This is a genomic window from Rhodococcus sp. KBW08 (assembly GCF_003852455.1).
GTDB lineage: Bacteria > Actinomycetota > Actinomycetes > Mycobacteriales > Mycobacteriaceae > Rhodococcus_F > Rhodococcus_F baikonurensis.
The window spans coordinates 37506-58417 of sequence record NZ_QAJJ01000036.1 but is presented as its reverse complement, the minus strand read 5'-3'; the positions used below and the strand labels follow the sequence as shown (position 1 = coordinate 58417).

The window sequence follows — 20912 nt, the reverse complement described above, 5'->3', positions numbered from 1 at the left end:
ACGGCCCGGACAGCTATCTGCGGATGGCCCGGCGTGTCTCGGAAGCGGGCGCCAGAGCGGGCTCGTCGGCAGGCATCACGATCAGGTGATCGGTCCACCTGGCGGGAGCGGGCCCGAAGGCTTCACGTGCGTTCTTGACGACGCCTTTGCCGATGGCTCGGTTGCCTGCGCCACCGATGACGGCACCGATCCCGGCGGGCACGAGCTTGCCGAGGATCAGTGCGCTGCGCTTCGCGGCGTATTTGGTCACGAACTTCCGCACGAGGGTGCTGTTCATTCCCTTCATCGTGGGTCCGGGAATCTTGCTCGTGATCGCGGTTCCCCAGTTCTTGGCCGTGATGCCGGTGGCCTTCTGGACGATCTCCATGCCGGATTCGCCGAGGGCGACTGCCAGGACCAGGGCGCGTCGTTGCTGGTGATCCTGCACGGAGATGCCGTGCACCGACGCGATTGCCAGTGTCAGCAGCGCCGACGCCTCGAGGAAGAAGGCCGATTCCGCGCCGACGGCAGCGATGGACGCGACCGTCCCGACTCCCGGTACCGCGGCCGTGGCACCGACGGCACTGCCGCTTCCGGTGACGGCGAGAATGAACATCTTCTCCATCCGCTCGACGATCTGAGCGGGTGACTCGTCGGGGTGAGCCTTACGGACATGGTTGACGTACTTGGCCACTGCGGGCGCTTGCAGGCGGCTTCCGTTGTCGAGAACGGAAACGAGGACCTTCTCGATACGCCCGCTGTCGTTGTTCGTCGACTTGCTCATTGCTGCCCCTCCACAGTTGTCCTCCTCTGAAGCGAGGTGGACCGTATCTCGAGAATAGGTGAAGTTTTCGGTAGCGGCGGTGATCACAGGGGCCATAGGCTCGTACGAGACTTGATTTTCTCCGTGAGTTTTCCCAGGCAGGAGTTCGAGTGTTATGACCGCCACTTCGGAATCTCGTTCGACGACCATCTGGCCGACACTGCGCTACCTCGACGCCCGCGCGGCAATCCACTTTCTGGTGAGCACCTTCGGGTTCGTGGAGAAGGCCGTCTACGGAGAGGGAGACGTGGTGGACCACGCCCAACTCGACTGGCCGGGCGGTGGCGGCATCATGCTGGGCTCGCCGCGCACCGATTCGGCGATCGCCGGCCTGCCGCCGGGAATCGGTTCGGTGTACATCGTCCTCGACGACGCCGACGCCGCGGATGCACTCCACGAACGCGCTGTCGCGGCGGGCGCCACGATCACGCAAGGATTGCGCGACGAGGACTACGGTTCGCGGGGGTTCACCTGCCGTGACCCGGAAGGTGTGTACTGGAGTTTCGGCACTTACGCCGGGGAGTAAGCCTCGCTGCGACCTATCGGGTGGCCCAGTGCTCTGCTGGAACCACTTCCGACGGGATGGGCGGGTGAGGAGGTGTCCCGTCCCCGAACGGTCGGCCACCCAATTGTTCGCGGCCGTGCGGTTCGAGCCAGTGTGTCAATTCCGGTCCCTTGGGCACGATTCCGGAGGGATTTATCTCCGAATGCACGATGTAGTAGTGAGCTTTGATCTGTGTGAAGTCGATGGTGTCACCGAATCCGGGAGTCTGGAACAGATCGCGCGCGTAGTCCCACAGCACCGGCATTTCGCTGAGTTTGCTTCTGTTGCACTTGAAGTGGCCGTGATAGACGGGATCGAATCGCGCCAGCGTGGTGAACAGGCGCACATCGGCTTCGGTGATGGTGTCTCCTACCAGGAAGCGTTGCCGGGCAAGACGTTCGGTGAGCCAGTCGAGGCGGGCGAACAGCGTGTCGTATGCCTCGTCGTATGCATGCTGTGATCCGGCGAACCCGCAGCGGTAGACGCCGTTGTTCACGTCGCGGAACACGTACTCGGAAACTTCGTCGATTTCGTTTCGCAGTGGCTCCGGGTACAGGTCCGGTGCGCCTTCGCGGTGGTACTTCTTCCATTGCGTCGAGAAGTCGAGGGTGATTTGAGGGTAGTCGTTCGTGACCACCTTGCCCGTGGCGATTTCCATCATGGCGGGCACCGTGATTCCTCTGGGGTAGTCGGGATCTCGGGCGAAGTACGCATCCTGTAGTCGCGGGATCTTCAGCACGGGATCGACGCCGCCGGGGTCGAGATCGAAAGTCCAGCTTCGCTTGTCGTGAACCGGCCCGCAGATGCCCATCGAGAGTACGTCTTCGAGGCCGAGCAGTCGGCGGACGATGATGGCGCGGTTTGCCCACGGGCAGGCGCGCGCGACGATCAACCGGTATCGCCCTGGTTCGACCGGGTAACCGTCGCGGCCGTCCTCGGTGATGCGGGTCGGGATGTAGTTGGTGTCGCGTGTGAATTCGCGACCTTCTTCGACGAATGTCGGTTCGCTCGCGTCGTCTTTCGTACTCATCTGCGGTCCCTCTCGTTCGAGTGTCAACTGGGCAGGTGCACGTGTACTCGAGCGTATGCCCCCAGTACGTCGAATTTGGCTTTACGTGGAAGCGTCGCGCCCACAGCGCTGCCGCGACTCGTGCGTAGTTGCGGGATCAAACCCGAATCCAGAGCGTCCTCGGCAGCGAGAAGCGTTACTGCGCAGCCGATTCCGCGACGGCGGTGCGCTGGAGCCGTCAGGGTCGTGAGATCTGCCACGAATCCCTGGAATTCGGAGTACGCCGCGCATCCGAGCACCTCGTCGGAATCGGTGAGGGCGGTGAACCACCGCGTTCGGCGCTCGAGGTCGGCTGTGGTGCTGTCGTCGGGTGGACACAGGGAAGCGACGGCGAGGGCGTCGTCGATCTCGTGGGAAATCAGCAGTTGCTCGTCGGGCGGCGTGCCGGTGTAGTCGCCGAGGAAGGCGAGATCGACGGGACCGGTGATTCGGCCGCCGTGATCGCCCGCGATCTCGAGGAGGCGCGCCGGTTGCAGAAGTGCGTCGACGGAGATGTCCGCCGTGCGCTCGATGAACCACTGTGGCCCGACGATCGCACCGGAGCCTGCAAGTTCGAGAACGTGGATGTCGTCGCCGACGACTCGGGCTGTATGTGCCGGGCGCAATGCCGAGTCGCCGAGGCCCAGCTCACGTGCCCAGGCAAGTCGGATGATGTCGAGGTGATGATCGTCCACTCGCTACAGGCTAGTCCGATTCGAACGGGTTGATCGAGACGGACGAAGGTCGTATATTCCATGTGGACTATTTCAGGTGGAATAGTCAAGAAATAGTCAATAGCGGCTTGTCAGGGAGGGGGATTCATGGGTGACGTGTCACTGACGCCTCTGGGAATCACCGTTCTGGGCCTGCTGTCCGAGCGTTCGATGCATCCGTACGAGATGTATCAACTTGCCTCGGTTCGTCGGGGCGATCAGTTGGTGAAGATCAAGCCGGGATCGCTCTATCACACGGTTTCCCGGTTGGAGAAGCAGGAACTTCTGGCTTCGATCGGGACCGATCGTGAGGGCAATCGGCCCGAGCGGACGACGTACGAGATCACCGCCCGAGGCCGTGAGGCGCTCGAGCATCAACTACGTGAGATGTTGGCGGTTCCGGTGCGGGAGTATCCGCGGTTGCCGCTCGCGCTCGCCGAAATGCACAACCTCTCCGCATCCACCGCGTGTCAGATGCTTCGGATACGTCTCGCGCACCTCGACAAGACGATTGCGAAATTCGAGGCCGACTACGAAGCGGTGAAGGCAGCGGAAAAACCACGAATCTTCACGGTGGGCGCGGACTACGCCCACGCACTCACGATCGCCGAAAGAGAGTGGATCGGCGCGTTGGTGACAGACATCGAGAGCGGCGAAATGCCCTGGCTCTCACAAGAACTTCTCGACCGGCTGGCCGGCTCCGCAGGCTCGTCCGCACTACCTAAGGACTGAAGATGGAAAAGCAGGTCAATCCCTGGCACGCGCTGTGGGCGCTGTGTATCGGGTTCTTCATGATTCTGGTGGACAGCACCATCGTCGCTGTCGCCAACCCCGCGATCATGGAGGACCTCGGCACCGACATCAACAAGGTCGTCTGGGTCACCAGCGCGTACCTGCTGGCGTACGCGGTGCCGCTGCTCGTCACCGGTCGACTCGGTGACAGGTTCGGTCCGAAGAACCTGTACATGATCGGCCTCGTACTGTTCACCGGCGCATCACTGTGGTGCGGTCTGTCCGGCAGCGTCGAGATGCTCATCGTCGCAAGGGCTTTCCAGGGCCTGGGTGCTGCCATGATGACGCCTCAGACGATGGCCGTCATCACTCGCACGTTCGCGCCGAACAAGCGTGGCGCGGCAATGGGCCTGTGGGGCGCCGTCGCCGGTGTCGCCACCCTGGTCGGTCCGCTCGCCGGTGGCGTCCTGGTGGACAATCTCGGCTGGGAATGGATCTTCATCGTCAACGTCCCGGTTGGTGTCATCGCCTTCCTCCTCGCGTGGAAGCTCGTTCCGTCGTTGCCGACCAGCGAGCACAAGTTCGACATTCCCGGCGTGATTCTCAGCGCCGCAGGCATGTTCCTGCTGGTGTTCGGAATCCAGGAAGGCAGCTCGTACGACTGGAACGGATTCGTCTGGAGCCTGATCGGCGCCGGTGTGGTGTTGCTCGCGGTGTTCGTGTTCTACCAGTCGCGCAACAAGAACGAACCCTTGCTTCCCTTGGAACTCTTCAAGGATCGCAACTTCTCACTCGCCAACGTCGCCATCACCGCCATGGGCTTTGCGATCACGTCGATGGTCCTTCCGTTGATGTTCTACACACAGGCAGTTCGCGGACTCTCCCCGACGCAGTCGGCGTTGCTGCTCGTTCCGATGGCAGTGCTGACCGGTATTTTCGCCCCGATCATCGGCAAACTCGTCGACAAGACGCATCCGCGCTACATCGCCGGCACCGGCTTCCTGCTGTTCGCGGTCGCCTTGGGCTGGCTGGCACTGGTGATGTCTCCCGACGTCGCGATCTGGGAACTGCTTCTGCCGATCGGTCTGATCGGCTTCGCCAATGCATGCATCTGGTCTCCGCTCGCGGCCACCGCCACACACAACCTGCCTCCGATGCAGGCGGGCGCGGGCGCCGGTGTCTACAACACCACCAGGCAGGTGGGTGCGGTTCTCGGCAGCGCTGCGATCGGCGCTCTGATCACCGCGCGACTGGCTGCCCAGGGTCTGACCGGCGGTAGCTCCGAAGCCGGGGTGGGTCACCTCCCCGAGTTCGTCCGTGAACCGTTCAGCACGGCGATGTCGGAGTCGATCTGGCTGCCCGCAGGTGTGCTGCTCATCGGTTTCGTCGCCTCGGTGTGCTTCGCTCGGCCTCTACGCGGCGACGCCCACGACGACGCGATGGCCGTCAGTGCCGAAGCGCGTCGGGAAACATCACTGCGCGATTGAGATAGTCGCTCGGGTCCAGGGCTCGCTTGATCGCCCACATCGTGGCTATGTCCTCCGCCGAGAGGGCCAGGTCCAGATAGTTGCGTTTGAGCGAGCCCACCCCGTGCTCGGAGCTGACGTTTCCACCGTGATCGCGAACCAGTTCGAGGACGCTGCGGTAGACGGTGTCGGCGTTCGGGCAGTTCAGGACATTGAGGTGGATGTTTCCCTCGGCGATGTGTCCGAAGAGAACGGGGATCGCCTCCGGTGCTCGGCTCGCGATCACCGCGGCGGCGTCCTCGGCAAAGGCGGCGAGCGAGTCCAGGGGCAGTGCCGCATCGAATTTCAGTGGGGGACCGAAGAGTCCGACCACTTCGGCGAAGCATTCCCTCGCCGCCCACAAGCGCGTCGAACTCGGGCCGTCGACTGCCACCGACGGAGTTTCCGGCGGGTCGATGCGTTCGAGTGCTTCGGCCAGGCTTTCCATCGGATCGTGAGCCGCGGATACCTCGGCGAGGAGATACCACGCGCGCCCGGTCGGCACTGCCGCGTTCAACCGTCGAGCGGCCAGTTCGAGTCCGCGGCCGTCCAACAACTCCAGGGCGTCGACGCCGTCGAGGGTGCGCAACATCCGTCCCGCGTCGACGACGTCCTCCAGTCTGTCGAAACCGGTCAGCGTCGTGACCCGATGAGCCGGTACCCGGCGTAGTTTCAGGTCGACTGCTGTGACCACGCCGAGAGTTCCTTCGCTGCCCACCCACAGTGCGGGCAGGTTGTATCCGGAGTTGTCGGACAACACTTTCGGTGACCGGCGCACCGTTGTCCCGTCGGGGAGTACCACCTCGAGGCCGAGAACCTGTTCGGCCATGTTCCCGTATCGAACCGTGTGCAGGCCACCGGCGTTGGTGGAGACCATGCCGCCGATCGTCGCGGTGTCCCGCGACGCTATGTCGACACCGAACTTCAGACCGGCTGCGGCCGCCGCGGAATGTACCTGAGCGAGTGTCACTCCCGCGCCGACGGTGATCAGCCCGGTGGCCGCGTCGACGTCGCCGATCGTGGTGAGGCGTTCGGTGGAGAGCAGGACGTCGTCGTGCTCGGGCACCGTACCCGCGACCAGGCCGGTTCGTCCGCCCTGGACGGTGACCGGAACTCCGCGAGAGCGGCACGCGTTCAGCACCGCCGCGACTTCGGCGGTATTTCCCGGTCGGACCAGAGCGCCGGCACGCCCGCGGTAGCGCCCCGTCTGGTCGGTGGAACGGGTCGCCAACACGTCGGCGTCGTCGACGACGAACCGGTGTCCCACCACGTCCGCGAGCACATTTCTCAGACCGTCCACCCGACGATCGTAGGCCGGTTCGATGTGGCAGTGTGGCGGCATGACTGCTCCCGAATCGCACCCCACCCGTCTCGAGCGCTTCACCACCGATCGTGGTGCCGAGGTGGCTGTCCTGACGTTTGCGCACGGACCACTCAATCTGTTCGATCAGGCCATGTTCGACGCGGTCATCGCCGATGTTGCAGCGCTGACCGAGAACCCGCCGCGCGCAGTGCTTCTGCGCGCCGAGGGCAAGGTCAACTCGGCCGGCGTCGACGTCCACGTATTCGACGGGCTGAACCCGGAGCAGGGCGCGGAATTGTGGCGCGAACTGTTCGCCCAGATCTGCCATCCGCTCGAGGCCTTGCCGTGCCCGGTCATCTACGCGGCGCACGGGCTGACGCTGACTGCTGCCTTCGAGATCTCCTTGGCCTGCGACATCATCCTCGCGGCGCCCAAGGCAAAGTTCGGGCTGGTCGAGACAGTGGTCGGTCTGACGCCGTCCATGGGTGGACCGCAACGCCTGGCCGAGCGCGCCGGTTCCGGACGGGCCCGCGAGTTGGTCATGACCGGCGATCTGTACGACGCCGCTACCCTCCACTCCTGGGGCGTGGTCAATGCAGTTCACGAGGATGTCGACAATGCGGCGCGGGCCCTCGCAACCAGATTGGCAGACGGACCGACGCGAGCCCACGACGCCACCAAGCAGATCGTGGCAGCGTGGCGTTCCGGCGGCATCGCCCACGCGGATTCGGTGACTCCCGGGGTGTCCGGCGCGCTGTTCGACACCGACGACCTGCGCGGCGCTGTCCGTAGTTTCCTCGAGGTGGGACCAGGTAAAGCCGTCTACTCGGGAAAGTGAGTTTGCGACCTTTATCGCCAGAGACCTCCACGAACTGTGATCCACGTCATATAGTCGAAGGGCCGGTGGGTTTGTCAGTGACGTGGAGGTATCGATGCGGTCGACGCTCGTGGAATACCCGTGTTCGACTCAGCTCCTCGCCGACGCCCGCGTCACCCGTGCGGGTGACGGGGTGCTTCGGTACAGCCAACTCGACCCTTCGCTGTCCGAACTCCTCGATATCGCCGTTCATCGATTTTCCTCCCGCATTGCGGTCGAGGAGGTCGACGGCGAGCAGGTCACCTTCGCGGAACTGTGGTCCGAGGCGTCGAGGGTCGCAGGCGGGCTGAAGTCACGCGGTGTCGAGATCGGCGACCGCGTGGCAATTCGTGTGGCCGCGGGGGTGCGGTGGATGGAGGCGTGCCTCGGAGTCATCCTCGCCGGAGGTGTACCGGTCTCCGTGGGTGTTCACCTGAGTGACGATGCGGCGGACTTCGTCATCGCGGACAGCGGCTCGGTGTTGGTGCTCGACGGGGAACTCCCACACGGTGTTCCGTTCATCGACGACGGTGCGGCCCCGGACGAGATGGCGATCCTCGCGTACACCGCCGATTCTTCGGGCGAGATGCTGGGCGTCGAGTTGAGCAACGAGAACGTGCTCTCGGCCATCGTCGGTATCCTGCACTCGCGCGACTACGGCGTCGAAGGTGTTCGGAATCTTTTGGTGGACAACGATTTCAAGTCCGTGCGTCAGTTCGTGCACGTGCTTGCGACGCTGGTGGTCGGTGGAACGGTGGTCCTCGCCGGCGACTTCTGGCGCGAGAGTGTGCATACCGTCGACATCGTGACCGGGCGGCCCGAGGACTTGCTCGAACCGCGGTTGCTCACGCTCGGGCCGGCGGCGCGTGCCGGTTCGAGGTCGGTGCAGTGGATCGACTGCAGCGGATCGCCGATCACCGCGGAACAGGAATCCAAGCTGCTGACGTTGTTCCCGGCCGCTCGGCATGTGATCGGCTGGGGCAAAACCGAGACTTGTGGGGCCGGTCTCATTCTGCCGAGCGAGTCGGCACCGACTCACCTCGGAAGCGTCGGAATCGCTTTCGGCGGAATGGAAGTGGCGTTGTACGGCCCGGATGCTCCAGGTGGTTTCGGTGAGTTGCTGTGCCGCGGACCGAGTGTCACGCGCCGGTATTGGAACTCGCCGGAAGCGACCTCGACGAGGTTCACCCAGGGGTGGTTCTGCACTCACGACACCGCGCAGATCGACCCCGATGGCTTCGTCCGTATTGTCGAGCGCAACGTCGCGTAGTCACGCGGGCGTGGTCGACAAACGAGAGGGACATCATGGCGGACGAGGTTCTCACCGAGCGGCGCGGGCGGACACTGATCATCACCATCAACCGACCCGAGGCGCGCAACGCCATCAACTCGGCGGTCAGTCACGCGTTGGCCGCTGCGGTCGAAGAGCTGGATGCGGACGACGATCTGTCCTTGGCGGTGCTCACCGGTGCGGGCGGAAACTTCTGCGCGGGTATGGATCTGAAGGCGTTCGTGGCCGGCGAGAACGTACTCGTTCCGGGGCGCGGTCTCGGATTCACGGAGGGGCCGCCGCGTAAGCCGATCATCTCGGCGGTCGAGGGCTTCGCGTTGGCCGGAGGCACCGAACTGGTGCTTGCCACCGACCTGGTGGTGGCGTCGTCCGAAGCGAAGTTCGGTATCCCGGAGGTCAAGCGAGGACTGGTTGCAGGCGGCGGCGGATTGTTGCGCCTGCCCAAGCGGATTCCGTACCAGAAGGCGTTGGAACTGGCTCTCACCGGTGACAGCTTCACCGCCGAGGAGGCCTACCGGTACGGGTTCGTGAACACGTTGACCGAACCGGGCAAGGCGCTCGAGGGCGCACTCGAGCTGGCTGATCGAATCACGCGCAACGGACCGCTCGCGGTTGCGGTCACCAAGGAGATCATCGTCAAAGCCGGCGGTTGGTCCGACGACGAAGCTTTCGCGAAGCAGTTGCAGGTGATGGCGCCGGTGTTCGCATCCGAAGACGCACGCGAGGGCGCAACGGCGTTCGCCGAGAAGCGCGCCCCGGTCTGGAAGGGGCGGTAAACCGAGATGGCCACACCCGTCGCAGAACTGCACATGCACATCGAGGGTTCTCTCGAGCCCGAACAGATCTACCGGCTTGCCGAGCGAAATCGAATGGATTTGCCGTACAAGGACATCGACGATCTGAAGTCGAGGTACGAGTTCACTGACCTGCAGTCGTTCCTCGATCTCTACTTCGCCAACATGGCCGTCCTGCGCACCGCGGAGGATTTTGCCGACCTGACGCGGGCGTATTTCCGTCGGGCCGCGGCGGCCGGAGTCGCGCATGCCGAGTTCTTCTTCAATCCGCAGGCTCACGTGGTCCGGGGTGTTCCGCTGACCGAGGTCCTGGACGGGATCATGGACGCGGTGGCATCGAGTGAGCGCGAGTTCGGGCTCAGCAGTGCGGCAATCGCCGCCATCCTCCGTGATCAGCCCGTCAAGGACGCCGAAGAGATCTTCTCCGAAATCATTCGCTTGCAGGCGCCGATCGTCGGGCTCGGACTCGACTCCGCCGAGGTCGGCAACCCGCCTTCACTGTTCGAGGACGTGTTCGCACGTGCGCGCGCCGAGGGCTTGCACGTCGTTGCTCACGCCGGCGAGGAGGGACCGCCCGAATACATTTGGCAGGCACTCGACATCCTCGGCGCCGAGCGGATCGACCACGGCGTCCGGGCACTCGAGGATCCTGCCCTGATCGAGCGTCTGGTCGACGAGGAGATTCCACTGACGGTCTGCCCACTGTCGAACGTTCGTCTGCGCGTGTTCGATTCGCTGTCGGATCATCCGCTTCGATCGATGCTCGAGATGGGGTTGATCGTCACGGTCAACTCCGACGACCCGGCCTACTTCGGGGGATACGTCGACGACAATTTCACCGAACTCGGCCGAGCCCTGGGGCTGACCGAGGCCGAGCGAGACACCCTCGCCCGGAATTCGATCAAAGCCTCGTTTGCGAGCGACGCGCGAAAAGCGGAACTGCTGCGGCGCTGACCGTCAGTCGCCCAGTACCTGACGCAAGTACTCGTTGTCGAAGACACGATTCGCGTCGTACTTGTCTCGAACGGCGACAAAATCGTCGAGTCGGTCGTACGTGGGACGCAGGTCGTCGACGGTCCGGTTGTGCATTTTTCCCCAGTGCGGCCGGCCGTCGACGGCGCGCGCGATGGCTTCCACCGCGGCGAAGTATTCGGTTTCGGGTCGGCGGTGGTACTGATGAACCGCGATGTAAGCGGTATCGCGTCCGTGCGCGGTCGAGAGCCAGAGGTCGTCGGCAGCGGCAAAACGTACCTCGACGGGGAACGCGACGTTGGTTCCGGACTTCTTCATCCAGCGATCGATTTCGTGGAGTGTCTCGGTGACGTGTTCGCGGGGAATCGCGTATTCCATTTCCTTGAACTTCACCCGGCGCGAAGACGCGAATACTCGGTAGCTGCGATCGGTGAACTCTCGGGCACCGAGCAATCGAGATGAGACGTTGTTGATTCTCGGGATCGCGGCCGGCGCCAGGGTGGCGACGCGATTGACACCTTCGAAGAGTGTGTTGGAGAGAAGTTCGTCGTCGACGAATGCGCGGACTTTGCCGACAGGATCGGGTTCGGTGTCTCCGGGCAGCCGCGTGTTGCTCTTGGTGAGGACACGGTCGGTGTGCGGAAACCAGTAGAACTCGAAGTGATCCAGGCCCAGGCGGTCGCTCTCCAGGGTGTCCAATATGTGAGACAGCGTGTCGGGTTCCTCGATTGCACGGAGTGTGAATCGCGGAACGCAGGCGAGAGTGATCTTCGAAATGATGCCGATTGCGCCCAATCCGAGGCGGCCCGCTTCGAACAATTCGACGTTTTCGTCGGCGCTTGCGGTAACGACGGATCCGTCGGCGAGAACGATCTCGATTCCGCGGATCTGCGTGGCGATACCGCCGAAGCGGGCGCCGGTTCCGTGTGTGCCGGTGGACGTCGCGCCGGCCAGTGACTGGACGTCGATGTCACCGAGATTGGCCATGGCATATCCGCGCTGCCACAGGGCGTCGTTGAGGGCGTGAAGGCGAGTGCCTGCAAAAACTGTCACCAGCGCGCCGTCGTCGGTTGGCGTGATCGAATCGATTCCGCTCAGATTGTCCAGGCTGACGAGGACACCGTCGGTGACCGCGACACCGGTGAACGAATGGCCGGCGCCGACCGCTTTCACGCGTTGGCCACGCGCCGCGGCCTCGGCGACCAAAGACGAAAGTTCACGGGTATTTGTCGGCGTCGCAAAGCGACGCGGCGCGGCGCTTTGAGTGCCCGCCCAGTTCTGCCAAGTGTCCGAAGCCATTACGCAATAATGTACTTGGACGGTCGTCCAGGCAAGTATTGCGCGAAGATTTTGTCATTTGCGTTCTACGATCATTGGATGCTGAACAGGCTCCCGGCGGACGAACGCCGCACACAATTGGTCGAGTCCGCGTTGTCTATTGCGGAACAACGCGGTGTCAGTTCTGTGACGGTGAGGGCGGTGGCAGAAGAGGCCGGAGTTTCACTCGGCGTCGTTCATTACTGCTTCGAGAGCAAGGAAGCGCTGATCGCGGCGATGGGTGAAACGCTTATCCTGCAGCTCAGTGCGTCGATGCAGTACGCATTCGCGCAGGTGCGACACGCTCCGGATCTCAGTGGTGTGCAGGGGCTCAAGGAATTGCTGCATATCGGGTTGACGGGAATGTGGCCCACGATCGAAGCAACGCCGGACCGGCAGTTGTTGACCTACGAAATCACCGCGCAGGCCCTCCGTAGTCGCAATCTCGGAGCTGAACGTGCCGGGGCCGTCGCACACGACCAGTACCGAATCATGGACGAGCTCGCGGTGTCGTTCCTCGAAGAATGCGCGAAGATTTCCGGCACCGTGTGGACCGAGCCGTTGAGTTCGATTGCGCGACTGAGTCTTGCGCTCATCGACGGACTCGTCCTGCGATGGCTGGTCGATCGCGACTCCGACGCGACAATTGCGGAGTTCGGAGAAATGGTTCAGGTAATCGCCAACAAAGCAGTGGTCGCGCCTCAGTAGAACCGCCATCCTGGACATACGTCCAGGATTGGTGATTGACTGGTCGCACGCCGCGACGATTGGATCATCTGTGACCAGGACCCTCGATCGACTCACTGCTGCCACGCGAGAACTCGACCCGCCTCTGGCTGCTCTGGATCTGACCACACTGCGCAGTAACGCAGCCGACCTGGTGCGCCGCGCCGGTGGAACTCCAGTGCGCGTGGCGAGCAAATCGGTCCGTTGTCGTACGGTTCTGGCCGAAACTCTCGGCGACACACTGACCGCGTCCGGTGGATTCCGCGGAATCATGGCGTACTCATTGCGTGAGGCTCTGTGGCTCGTCGGGCTCGGCGCACGGGACATCCTGATGGGATACCCGACCGCCGATCGCGGCGCCATCGCGGATCTCGCTGCCGATGACACCGCACTCGCATCGATCACACTGATGATCGACGACGACGCACAGTTGGATCTCATTCGTTCTGCGTCGACAGGAGATGCGCCCGTCCGGGTGTGTCTCGACGTCGACGCGTCACTGCGGATCGGCCCGATCCATCTGGGAGTACGACGCTCACCGCTGCGCGAACCTGCCGCGGTCGCCGCACTCGCGGCGCGTGCTCGCCAGCGCGGTTTCTCCGTCGCAGGAGTGATGTTCTACGAAGCGCAGATCGCCGGCCTCCCGGACACCAGTGCTCCGATCGGTTGGGTCAAGAAGGCGTCCGCCCGAGAATTGGCGTCCAGAAGGGGCGCAGTGGTTGCAGCAGTCACCGATGCCGTGGGTGCACTCGAGATCGTCAACAGCGGCGGTACGGGGTCACTGGAGGTCAGCTCGGCCGATCCTGTGGTGACCGAGGTAACAGCAGGATCTGGACTGTACGTACCGACCCTGTTCGACCGCTACCGCGCCTTCCGTCCCGATCCGGCACTGTTCTTCGCGCTGTCGGCAGTGCGCAAGCCGACCCCGTCTGTCACGACCCTGTTCGGCGGCGGATACATCGCGTCGGGACCTGCGGGAGCCACCCGCGTTCCGTCGCCGGTCTGGCCCTCCGGTCTCAAACTGCTCCGCAACGAAGGCGCAGGCGAGGTTCAGACGCCGGTCACCGGAAAGGAAGCCGGAAACATCGCGATCGGCGACCGCGTGTGGTTCCGGCACGCCAAAGCCGGCGAGTTGTGCGAGCGCTTCGACCGCGTGTACGTGGTCGAAGCCGACGGCAGCAGAACCTCGGTTCCCACCTACCGTGGCGAAGGACAGTGCTTCGGGTAGGGCAGTGCTTCGGGTAGGGCAGTGCTTCGGGTAGGGCAGTGCTTCGGGTAGGGCAGTGCTTCGGGTAGGGCAGTGCTTCGGGTAGGGCAGGCATCGCCTAGCTCGTCAACCTCATGAACGCGCCCAGTTCCACCAATCCAGCGGGCGTGCTCGGCATGTACTGCGTCAATGCGTGCGATCGAACGATGATCGCGCACCACTTGCCGCGGGAGACGGCGACGTTGAGGCGATTTCGCGACAGCAGGAACGACATTCCTCGCGGAACGTCCTCGACGGCGGAGGCGGCCATCGACACGATTGCCACAGCGGCCTCGCGGCCCTGGAACTTGTCGACGGTACCGACCTCGACCTCCGTGAGACCGGCCTCGGTGAGATCGCGCTCGACGGTGCCGACCTGGGCGTTGTACGCCGCGACCACGAGGATGTCCGACTGCTCCAGGGGGCGGGTGCCCTCGAACTCGCTCGGGTCGGTCCATGGCGTACCGAGGAGGCTCTGGATCTGGCGAACGATCTCCTGGGACTCTTCCGGGGAGTACGTGGAATTGCCGCGGTGATCAACGAACACCGTGTGTACTCCAGCAGCGAGTCCGTCGAGTTTCCTTGCCGCACTCACGGTTTCCTGGGAATGCAGCTTGCCCTCGTACGACAGTGCGGACACGGGCGCACACAGATCGGGGTGCATCCGCCACGTTTTCTCGAGGAAGTAGCCGAGTTCGGGTGGCAGTGCGCCGTGTCCCTCGGCGAGCCAACCGAGTGCCGATTCGTCGACAGGTTCGGGGTGCGTACCTTGGCTGACCTGGGGTAGCTGCTGGGGATCGCCCAGTAGCAACAGGTTGCGCGCGGAAATCGCGACGGCAATGGTGTTGGCGAGCGCGAACTGGCCGGCCTCGTCCACCACGAGCAGGTCCAAACTGCCTGCCGGAACGCGATCGGTGTTCGCGAAGTCCCACGCAGTGCCGCCGATGACACAGCCGACGCCTTCGGCTTCGGCGATGAATCCCGCATATTCTTCGGATGCGATGTCCTGCCATTCTGCGGTCTTGCTGCGGCTGCCCTTCTTCGCGACCAGTGCAGGGTCCACGCCGGCCTTCAGAATGCCGCCGAGCATGTTCTCGACCACCGAATGTGATTGCGCCACCACTCCGATTCGCCAGTGATGCTTTTCGATCAGTGTCTTGACGACACGGGCGCCCGTGTAGGTCTTGCCCGTACCGGGGGGACCCTGTACTGCCACGTAGGAATCATCGAGGTCGAGAAGTGCGGCGGTGATGGCGTCCGCGTAGTTGTTGTCGGTTCCGACGGGCGGGAGCGGTGAACCCGAGAGCGTCCTCGGGGTGCTGCGCCGGAGAATGTCGACCGCTGCGATGCGTGGCAGCTCGGGCAGGCTCTCGCTGGCGCCGGACGCGGCAGCGGCGATCGACTTCTCCATGCGTCCGGTGGGAATCGGACGACCGGGTGCCAATGCGACGGGGGCGTCGAGGTATTCGTCACCGCTGAGCAGTTCTTCGACGGTGACCACGTCGAGTCCTTCGGACTTGACCACGGCGGTGACCTTGACGCTGCTGGTGCCGCGCTGGGTGGGGTTCTCGCTTGCAACGGCATCGGGGGAGGGGGTTGCGTAGAGAGCGAACAGATCACTGCCCGGGCTCAAAGACGTTCCGGTGCCGAAACTTCCGGTCAGCTGAATGTGGCGACGAAACTTCTTCTGCCGCGGGGTGCTCTTGTGCCAGTCCGCTTCGATCTCGGACTGATCTACCACCATGACGTCACGGACGTCGACGAGGTCTTCGATCGGAGTGACCAATCGGTCGAAGTGCGCCCACCAGTACGGCTTCCGTTCGCGATTGTGGTATCCCACTGCAGCGGCCAGGAGCGCCGCAGCCTGCTGATCGGGGGTGCGTGTCGAACCGGCCTTGTGGCCTGCGAAGTCGCGGAGCGCGATTTCCGATTCGGTGAGTTCCTCGAGTGGAATCTTGATCTGTCCGGTGGGCTCACGCAGTTCCACGCCGTGTTCTGCGGCGCGCTCGGCGAGCCAATCGCGCAGGCGCAGGGTGGATTCGCAGTCGTACTCGTTGTAGTCGGAGATACCCTGAAGAAGTTCCCTGGCCTGGTCGGCCTGTCCGCCGTCTCGCAGTTCGCAGTAGTCGGCATAAGCGACGACCGAAGCGGCGGCATTGGTGACGTCACCGTCGCGGCCGTGCTCACCCATGTAGAGCGGCTCGAGTTTCTTGATGCTGTACGAGCGTTGTCCGATCCGCAGGCAGGCGCGGACTATCGGATAGAGGTCCACGAGGACGTTCTCGCTGAGCAGCGTGTCCACCGTTTGCTCGCCGACGCCGTGACGTGCGGCCAAGCGCAACAGGGCCGATTTCTCGTACGCGGCGTAGTGATAGATGTGCATGCCGGGGTGAGCTTCTCGGCGCGCGGTGACGTAGTCGAGAAAGTCGAGGAGCGCCTGGCGTTCACCCTCGCGATCGTGTGCCCAGAAGGGTTTGAACACGTAGTCGTCTGCCGGGCCTTCGACCACGCCGAACAGGTACTCCAGCCCCCAGTCGGTGGATCCGTCCTCGGCCCAGAGTGGGTCCCCCTCGAAGTCGAAGAAGATATCGCCGTCGTCGGGGACGGGCAGACCGCCGAGCGCAGAGGGTTCGTAGACCTCGAATTCGGCGTCGCCGGATTGTTCCTGGCGTAGTTGAACCGCAGCCTGTGCACGGAGTTTGTCGAGTGTTTCCCGGCGGATTCCTTCGACTGGTCCAGTGCTCACGGCGAGTTCGTCGATTGTCGTGATTCCCGAGACGATCAGTTGTTCGCGCTGGTTGCCGCGGACGCCCGCAACCAGCAGCAGATCGCGATGGTTCTCGACCTCGACGCTGCAAGTGTCGCAGCGGCCGCAGCGCAGGTATCGATCGTCGAGCCACTGGGTGGGTTTTCCCTCGGCGCGATGCTCGTCGAGGGCTCGTTCAAGTTCGGCTCTGCGCGCCGCGAAAACCGGTGCGATGTCGCCGATGTCGTGTGACGACGTGCTGCCGTCGCCGAGAAGTAGATGAACCTGATCGGAGGCTGCGATTGCATTGCGCTCCAATGCGTCCGCGTACGCGGCGAGTTGGAGGAGCGCCGACACCTTGGCATGCCGGGAGAGTTTGCTGTCGTAGACCGCGTACGTGTCGCCCTCGCGGACGAGGAAGTCGCAGAAGCCGAGGAATCGGCCGTCGAAGAAGGTTCCCTGATAGATCACGGGAGCGCCGGATCGGGCCGCCTCGACGGTGGCCAGGGTGGCGGCTGTCAGGCCTGCGCGCGAGTGTTCCGGTCGCGGCATGACGACCACGCCGTCTCCGTGTTGATCGATGAACTTCTGAAGCTGTTCGCGCTCGTGGGAGTCGCCGAGGCTCGACGTCCGCTCGAGCATCGGATCCGCCTCGGCCTTCTCGGCTGAGATCAGACCGGTACGGGCGTCGAGTTGCCGCAACAGCGCGAACTCGCACGAGGCCGCGGCCGAGAGGTCACTGGCGCTGTAGACGATCTGATCATCGAGTAGGAACACACGGAGATTGTGCCATCGCCGACCGACAAGGCAACCCACCAGTAATCGCCCACGCGCCGCGGATACCGGCAACGGAGTGCAGAATGACGATCATGCCTTTCTTCGACGGACGAACCGGTCAAGTGCACTTTCGGCATTGGCCGGCGGCAGGGGGTGCGGCGCCGAAGGTGTCATTGATCTTTCTGCACGGTCTCGGTCAGCACAGCGGGCAGTATCACCGCTTCGCGAGCGCCATGACGGTGTCGGGGATCGACGTGTGGGCGATCGATCACACCGGACACGGCTTGTCGGAGGGTGATCCGGGAGTCGGGGCTCCGCTCTCCGATCTTGCTGCCGATGCAGCCACGCTGGCTGACATCGCTTTGGCCGAACTGCCCGAAGTTCCGCAGGCGGTGATGGGGCATTCGTTAGGTGCCGTGACGGCGCTGACGGTGCTGGCTCACCGCGATCACGAGTTCGCGTCCGCCGTGTTGTGCGGCATTCCGCGCAGCGCGGTGGAGCAACACGGGTGGGCGGAACTCTCCGAAGCTGGTATCCCAGTCCTGGTCGTTCACGGCACCGACGACCGGATCGCCCCGGTCGATCCCGTCCGAGACTGGGCGCGGACGCTGCGCAACGTCGAAATGCGCGAGTTCGAGGACGCCGGTCACGACCTGCTGCACGAGAAGGTTCACGCCAGTGTCACCAACGTCAGCCGTGAATTCCTTCTCGCGCATTCCAGGTAGTCCTCTCAGGAGAGCGCGTCGAGCACCTCTTTCGACGTGACGGGATGCGAGAACATCGGGTAGTCGTAGGTGATCGCGTTCTCGTGTTCGGCGACCGACGTTCCGGCCACACAATCGGTGAGTGTGATGACCCGGTAGCCGTTCTCGTAGCCGGTGCGCATGGTTGATTCGACGCAGCAGTTGGTCAGGAAGCCACCGAGAAGGATCGTGCGAATTCCTTTGCTGCGCAGAATGAAATCGAGGTTGGTGCTGGCAAATGTGTCGAGTCCGCGCTTGCCCTCGATGACGATGTCGCCGTCCTTCGGGGTGAGGTCGTCGACGATCGCGGCTCCCCACGAACCCTTCACGAAAGCCTTGCCGTCGACGACGCCCTTGAGGATTCCGTAAGGATGCGAGGTGATTTCGTTGTACCCCTCGGCGAAGGTGATCGGTGCGTGCATCACGGTGACACCCGCCGCGCGCGCCGCATCGACCAGCGCGGCGGTGTTCGCGAGGAGTCCGTTCGATTCCATGACCGGTGCGACGGCCTCGTGGAGGACACCGCCTTCGGTGGTGAAGTCGTTCTGGTACTCGATGAGCACGACGGCGGTGGTTGCGGGATCCAGTTCGAGCTTGTCGGTCATGGTCGGCACCTTCTCTGTTGTGGTCCGGGTCACGAATCTTCTCAATTAAACAGTTTGTCAGACAAGCAGGCAAGGGGTGGTAGCGTCGCGGCATGGATACGACTCCGTTGTCGCGCATGCCGCTCAGCCTTGCCGTGTCGGGAAGAATCCGCGCTGCCATTCTCGACGGCTCGCTTCCCGTCGGGGAGGCATTGCCGACCGAACAGGAACTCGCGCAGACGTTCTCGGTGGGTCGATCGACGGTGCGCGAGGCACTTCGCGTGCTGCAAGCGCAGGGATTGTTGACCGGGGCGGACACTACTTCGACTGCCAGGCCTCGGGTGACGCACGAGCATACGGCCGATTCTGCGGCCACCGCTCTCAGTACGGCGTTGCAGGTGGGGGCAGTTCCGCTCGGCGATCTTGTCGAATTGCGGGTGCTGCTCGAAGCCGCAGCGCTGCGCACACTCGTAGCCGTGCCAGGCGACGCCCGGGTTGCGATCGAGCGGATGCGAGTCGCGACGCGTGCCGACGACTCGGTCGCCTTCCACGACGCAGACGTCGACTTTCACGTCGCGCTCGCCGGAGCAGGCGGGAACAAGGCATTCGGGTTGGTCATGACGGTTCTCCGCGACAGCATTGCCGGCTACCTGCTGAGCGAACTCGACTCGCGCGAGAATTCGGCAGCCACTCTGGGCGCACTGCTGGCAGAACACGAGGGCATCGCCGACGCGATCGAGCGCGGCGCAGCCGACGAGGCTGCCGATCTGGTCGAGCGCCATGTGCGCGGATTCTACGAAGGACGAACGGAATGACCACGAGTATCGACCTGTTGGGTGAACGCTTGCAGAAAGCGCTGGGGGACAGGGCGACAACCGACCCCGACCGCATGGGCGCGTACGTCCGCGATCAATCGCTGCTCACCGCGGCCGGAAGTCCCGCTGCGTTGGTCAAGGCGAAGACTGTCGACGACGTCGTCGCGGTCATGACCGTGGCCCATGAACTCTCCGTTCCCGTGGTGACACGAGGGGCGGGTACCGGGTTGGCCGGCGCCGCCAACGCACTCGACGGATGCATCGTTCTGAGCGTCGCGGGGATGGATCGCATTCTCGAGATCGATCCCGCTGCACGTACCGCCACGGTGGAGCCCGGAGTGATCAACGGTGACCTGGCGGAAGCGGCTGCACAGCAGGGCCTTTGGTACGTTCCTGATCCGGGAAGCCGGGCCATCTCGAGTATCGGCGGCAATCTGGCGACAAATGCAGGCGGCATCTGTTGCGCCAAGTACGGCGTCACCGGTGATCACGTCGCTGCCCTGACGGCGGTGCTGGCCGACGGGCGTGTGATCCGTACCGGTGCACGGACGCGCAAAAATGTTGCGGGACTGGACCTGACACATCTGCTCGTGGGGTCGGAGGGGACTCTGGCGGTCATCGTCGAAGCCACGATGCGTCTGCGTACAGCGCCGACAGCCGCGACCACCGTCGTCGCCTTCTTCGATTCCGCGGAGTCCGCAATCGATGCCGTCCTCGCCGTGTCGGCAGTGGCCGAACCGTGTCAGCTGGAGTTGATGGACGACGTCACGATCGGCGCGGTCAATCGCCTGACGAAGATGGGGCTGGACGAATCGGCCGGGGCGATGCTGCTCATCCAGTGCGACGGTAGGTCAGCGGCCGCCGAGGCAGCGGACTGTGCCACGGCGTGCGAAAGCGTCGGGGCGCGCGAAGTTTTCCACACCGACGATCCGGTGGAAGGTGAAGAGTTCACTGCCGCCCGGCGGATGGCGTTGCCTGCTCTCGAGGCGTTGGGTACGGTGCTACTCGACGACGTCGCGGTGCCAGTTCCGGCGTTGCCGTCCATGCTGGGGTGCATCCGCGAGGCAGCTGGGCGTCACGGTGTCACGATCGGAACTTTCGGTCACGCCGCCGACGGAAATCTCCACCCCACCATCGTGTTCGATGCCGCCGAACCCGGAGCGCAGGATCGTGCGCGCCAAGCGTTCGACGACATCGTTGCCGGCGCCTTGAATTTGGGCGGAACGATCAGTGGTGAACACGGTATCGGCGTTCTCAAAGCGCCGTACATGGCAGATATGGTCGGCCAGACCGAACGCGAAATGATGCTTGCAGTGAAGGCCGCATTCGATCCGAAGAACATTCTCAATCCCGGACGAGGTATCTGAGCGCCTCGTCCGACCCTCACTCGTCGAGAAT

General features: G+C 63.8%; 19 protein-coding genes. 12 read left to right on the top strand and 7 right to left on the bottom strand.

The annotated features are described in order from the left end of the window. Positions 1–13 precede the first annotated feature (13 nt). On the bottom strand, positions 14–763 hold the full coding sequence (locus DBV08_RS30895; protein ID WP_095972918.1) for a hypothetical protein: 750 nt from the start codon (positions 761–763) through the stop codon (positions 14–16). 154 nt (positions 764–917) lie between these two features. Between DBV08_RS30895 and DBV08_RS30890 the strand changes: the two genes are divergently transcribed. Continuing rightward, positions 918–1328 (top strand): VOC family protein, encoded by a 411-nt coding sequence (locus DBV08_RS30890; RefSeq protein ID WP_124569903.1) that lies wholly within the window; start codon positions 918–920, stop codon positions 1326–1328. Between the two features lie 13 nt (positions 1329–1341). Here the strand turns inward: DBV08_RS30890 and DBV08_RS30885 are convergent, their stop codons facing one another. Then, positions 1342–2376 (bottom strand): glutathione S-transferase family protein, encoded by a 1035-nt coding sequence (locus DBV08_RS30885; protein WP_124569902.1) that lies wholly within the window; start codon positions 2374–2376, stop codon positions 1342–1344. A 23-nt stretch (positions 2377–2399) separates the two neighbouring features. Continuing rightward, entirely contained in the window at positions 2400–3089 is a 690-nt protein-coding gene (locus DBV08_RS30880; protein ID WP_124569901.1) for a GNAT family N-acetyltransferase, read from the bottom strand. 126 nt (positions 3090–3215) lie between these two features. Between DBV08_RS30880 and DBV08_RS30875 the strand changes: the two genes are divergently transcribed. Beyond that, complete coding sequence (locus DBV08_RS30875) at positions 3216–3839, top strand: PadR family transcriptional regulator (protein WP_095972878.1); 624 nt, start codon at positions 3216–3218, stop codon at positions 3837–3839. Positions 3840–3841: 2 nt separating this feature from the next. After that, positions 3842–5326 carry a DHA2 family efflux MFS transporter permease subunit gene (locus tag DBV08_RS30870; RefSeq protein WP_019749321.1) on the top strand — a complete coding sequence of 495 codons (1485 nt, stop codon included), beginning with the start codon at positions 3842–3844 and terminating at the stop codon, positions 5324–5326. On the opposite strand, the gene DBV08_RS30865 is transcribed toward DBV08_RS30870, so the two are convergent. Then, complete coding sequence (locus DBV08_RS30865) at positions 5286–6686, bottom strand: FAD-binding oxidoreductase (RefSeq protein WP_124569900.1); 1401 nt, start codon at positions 6684–6686, stop codon at positions 5286–5288. The two genes, DBV08_RS30870 and DBV08_RS30865, sit on opposite strands and share 41 nt — an antisense overlap. Here DBV08_RS30865 and DBV08_RS30860 point away from each other — a divergent pair. The 4 genes from DBV08_RS30860 (at position 6685) to DBV08_RS30845 (ending at position 10542) form a co-directional block, all read left to right on the top strand. Beyond that, positions 6685–7485: an enoyl-CoA hydratase/isomerase family protein gene (locus DBV08_RS30860; protein ID WP_124569899.1), complete on the top strand. Its 801-nt coding sequence runs from the start codon at positions 6685–6687 to the stop codon at positions 7483–7485. The genes DBV08_RS30865 and DBV08_RS30860 overlap by 2 nt on opposite strands. A gap of 94 nt (positions 7486–7579) precedes the next feature. Continuing rightward, positions 7580–8773, top strand: a complete 1194-nt coding sequence (locus tag DBV08_RS30855; RefSeq protein WP_124569898.1) for a class I adenylate-forming enzyme family protein — start codon at positions 7580–7582, stop codon at positions 8771–8773. Positions 8774–8808: 35 nt separating this feature from the next. Further along, positions 8809–9570, top strand: a complete 762-nt coding sequence (locus DBV08_RS30850) for a crotonase/enoyl-CoA hydratase family protein (RefSeq protein WP_003945127.1) — start codon at positions 8809–8811, stop codon at positions 9568–9570. 6 nt (positions 9571–9576) lie between these two features. Then, positions 9577–10542: an adenosine deaminase gene (locus DBV08_RS30845; protein WP_019749316.1), complete on the top strand. Its 966-nt coding sequence runs from the start codon at positions 9577–9579 to the stop codon at positions 10540–10542. A 3-nt stretch (positions 10543–10545) separates the two neighbouring features. On the opposite strand, the gene DBV08_RS30840 is transcribed toward DBV08_RS30845, so the two are convergent. Beyond that, positions 10546–11859 (bottom strand): D-arabinono-1,4-lactone oxidase, encoded by a 1314-nt coding sequence (locus tag DBV08_RS30840; RefSeq protein WP_019749315.1) that lies wholly within the window; start codon positions 11857–11859, stop codon positions 10546–10548. Between the two features lie 78 nt (positions 11860–11937). Here DBV08_RS30840 and DBV08_RS30835 point away from each other — a divergent pair, with 78 nt between their 5' ends. Then, positions 11938–12585, top strand: a complete 648-nt coding sequence (locus DBV08_RS30835; RefSeq protein WP_166813211.1) for a TetR/AcrR family transcriptional regulator — start codon at positions 11938–11940, stop codon at positions 12583–12585. A gap of 70 nt (positions 12586–12655) precedes the next feature. Then, entirely contained in the window at positions 12656–13831 is a 1176-nt protein-coding gene (locus DBV08_RS30830) for an amino acid deaminase/aldolase (RefSeq protein ID WP_124569897.1), read from the top strand. Positions 13832–13928: 97 nt separating this feature from the next. Here DBV08_RS30830 and DBV08_RS30825 read toward each other — a convergent pair whose 3' ends face one another. Then, positions 13929–17372, bottom strand: coding sequence for a bifunctional RecB family nuclease/DEAD/DEAH box helicase (locus DBV08_RS30825; protein ID WP_124569896.1), 3444 nt, complete (start codon positions 17370–17372; stop codon positions 13929–13931). A gap of 83 nt (positions 17373–17455) precedes the next feature. On the opposite strand from DBV08_RS30825, the gene DBV08_RS30820 reads away from it, so the two are divergent. Beyond that, entirely contained in the window at positions 17456–18097 is a 642-nt protein-coding gene (locus tag DBV08_RS30820) for an alpha/beta hydrolase (RefSeq protein WP_095972871.1), read from the top strand. Positions 18098–18102: 5 nt separating this feature from the next. On the opposite strand, the gene DBV08_RS30815 is transcribed toward DBV08_RS30820, so the two are convergent. Further along, positions 18103–18720 carry a cysteine hydrolase family protein gene (locus DBV08_RS30815; RefSeq protein WP_172436706.1) on the bottom strand — a complete coding sequence of 206 codons (618 nt, stop codon included), beginning with the start codon at positions 18718–18720 and terminating at the stop codon, positions 18103–18105. A 92-nt stretch (positions 18721–18812) separates the two neighbouring features. Here DBV08_RS30815 and DBV08_RS30810 point away from each other — a divergent pair, with 92 nt between their 5' ends. Beyond that, a complete protein-coding gene (locus DBV08_RS30810) occupies positions 18813–19514 on the top strand; it encodes a FadR/GntR family transcriptional regulator (RefSeq protein ID WP_095972869.1) in 702 nt (233 codons plus the stop codon). Continuing rightward, the gene (locus tag DBV08_RS30805; RefSeq protein WP_124569895.1) at positions 19511–20881 is read left to right on the top strand and encodes an FAD-binding oxidoreductase; all 1371 of its coding nucleotides are present in this window, start codon (positions 19511–19513) and stop codon (positions 20879–20881) included. Before DBV08_RS30810 ends, DBV08_RS30805 begins: the two co-directional genes overlap by 4 nt. Positions 20882–20912: the final 31 nt, after the last annotated feature.

Coding starts and splice junctions, on each gene's coding strand:
- DBV08_RS30895 (WP_095972918.1), bottom strand. CDS start 763: ATGAGCAAGTCGACGAACAACGACAGCGGGCGTATCGAGAAGGTCCTC.
- DBV08_RS30890 (WP_124569903.1), top strand. CDS start 918: ATGACCGCCACTTCGGAATCTCGTTCGACGACCATCTGGCCGACACTG.
- DBV08_RS30885 (WP_124569902.1), bottom strand. CDS start 2,376: ATGAGTACGAAAGACGACGCGAGCGAACCGACATTCGTCGAAGAAGGT.
- DBV08_RS30875 (WP_095972878.1), top strand. CDS start 3,216: ATGGGTGACGTGTCACTGACGCCTCTGGGAATCACCGTTCTGGGCCTG.
- DBV08_RS30870 (WP_019749321.1), top strand. CDS start 3,842: ATGGAAAAGCAGGTCAATCCCTGGCACGCGCTGTGGGCGCTGTGTATC.
- DBV08_RS30860 (WP_124569899.1), top strand. CDS start 6,685: ATGACTGCTCCCGAATCGCACCCCACCCGTCTCGAGCGCTTCACCACC.
- DBV08_RS30865 (WP_124569900.1), bottom strand. CDS start 6,686: ATGCCGCCACACTGCCACATCGAACCGGCCTACGATCGTCGGGTGGAC.
- DBV08_RS30855 (WP_124569898.1), top strand. CDS start 7,580: ATGCGGTCGACGCTCGTGGAATACCCGTGTTCGACTCAGCTCCTCGCC.
- DBV08_RS30850 (WP_003945127.1), top strand. CDS start 8,809: ATGGCGGACGAGGTTCTCACCGAGCGGCGCGGGCGGACACTGATCATC.
- DBV08_RS30845 (WP_019749316.1), top strand. CDS start 9,577: ATGGCCACACCCGTCGCAGAACTGCACATGCACATCGAGGGTTCTCTC.
- DBV08_RS30840 (WP_019749315.1), bottom strand. CDS start 11,859: ATGGCTTCGGACACTTGGCAGAACTGGGCGGGCACTCAAAGCGCCGCG.
- DBV08_RS30835 (WP_166813211.1), top strand. CDS start 11,938: ATGCTGAACAGGCTCCCGGCGGACGAACGCCGCACACAATTGGTCGAG.
- DBV08_RS30820 (WP_095972871.1), top strand. CDS start 17,456: ATGACGATCATGCCTTTCTTCGACGGACGAACCGGTCAAGTGCACTTT.
- DBV08_RS30815 (WP_172436706.1), bottom strand. CDS start 18,720: ATGACCGACAAGCTCGAACTGGATCCCGCAACCACCGCCGTCGTGCTC.
- DBV08_RS30810 (WP_095972869.1), top strand. CDS start 18,813: ATGGATACGACTCCGTTGTCGCGCATGCCGCTCAGCCTTGCCGTGTCG.
- DBV08_RS30805 (WP_124569895.1), top strand. CDS start 19,511: ATGACCACGAGTATCGACCTGTTGGGTGAACGCTTGCAGAAAGCGCTG.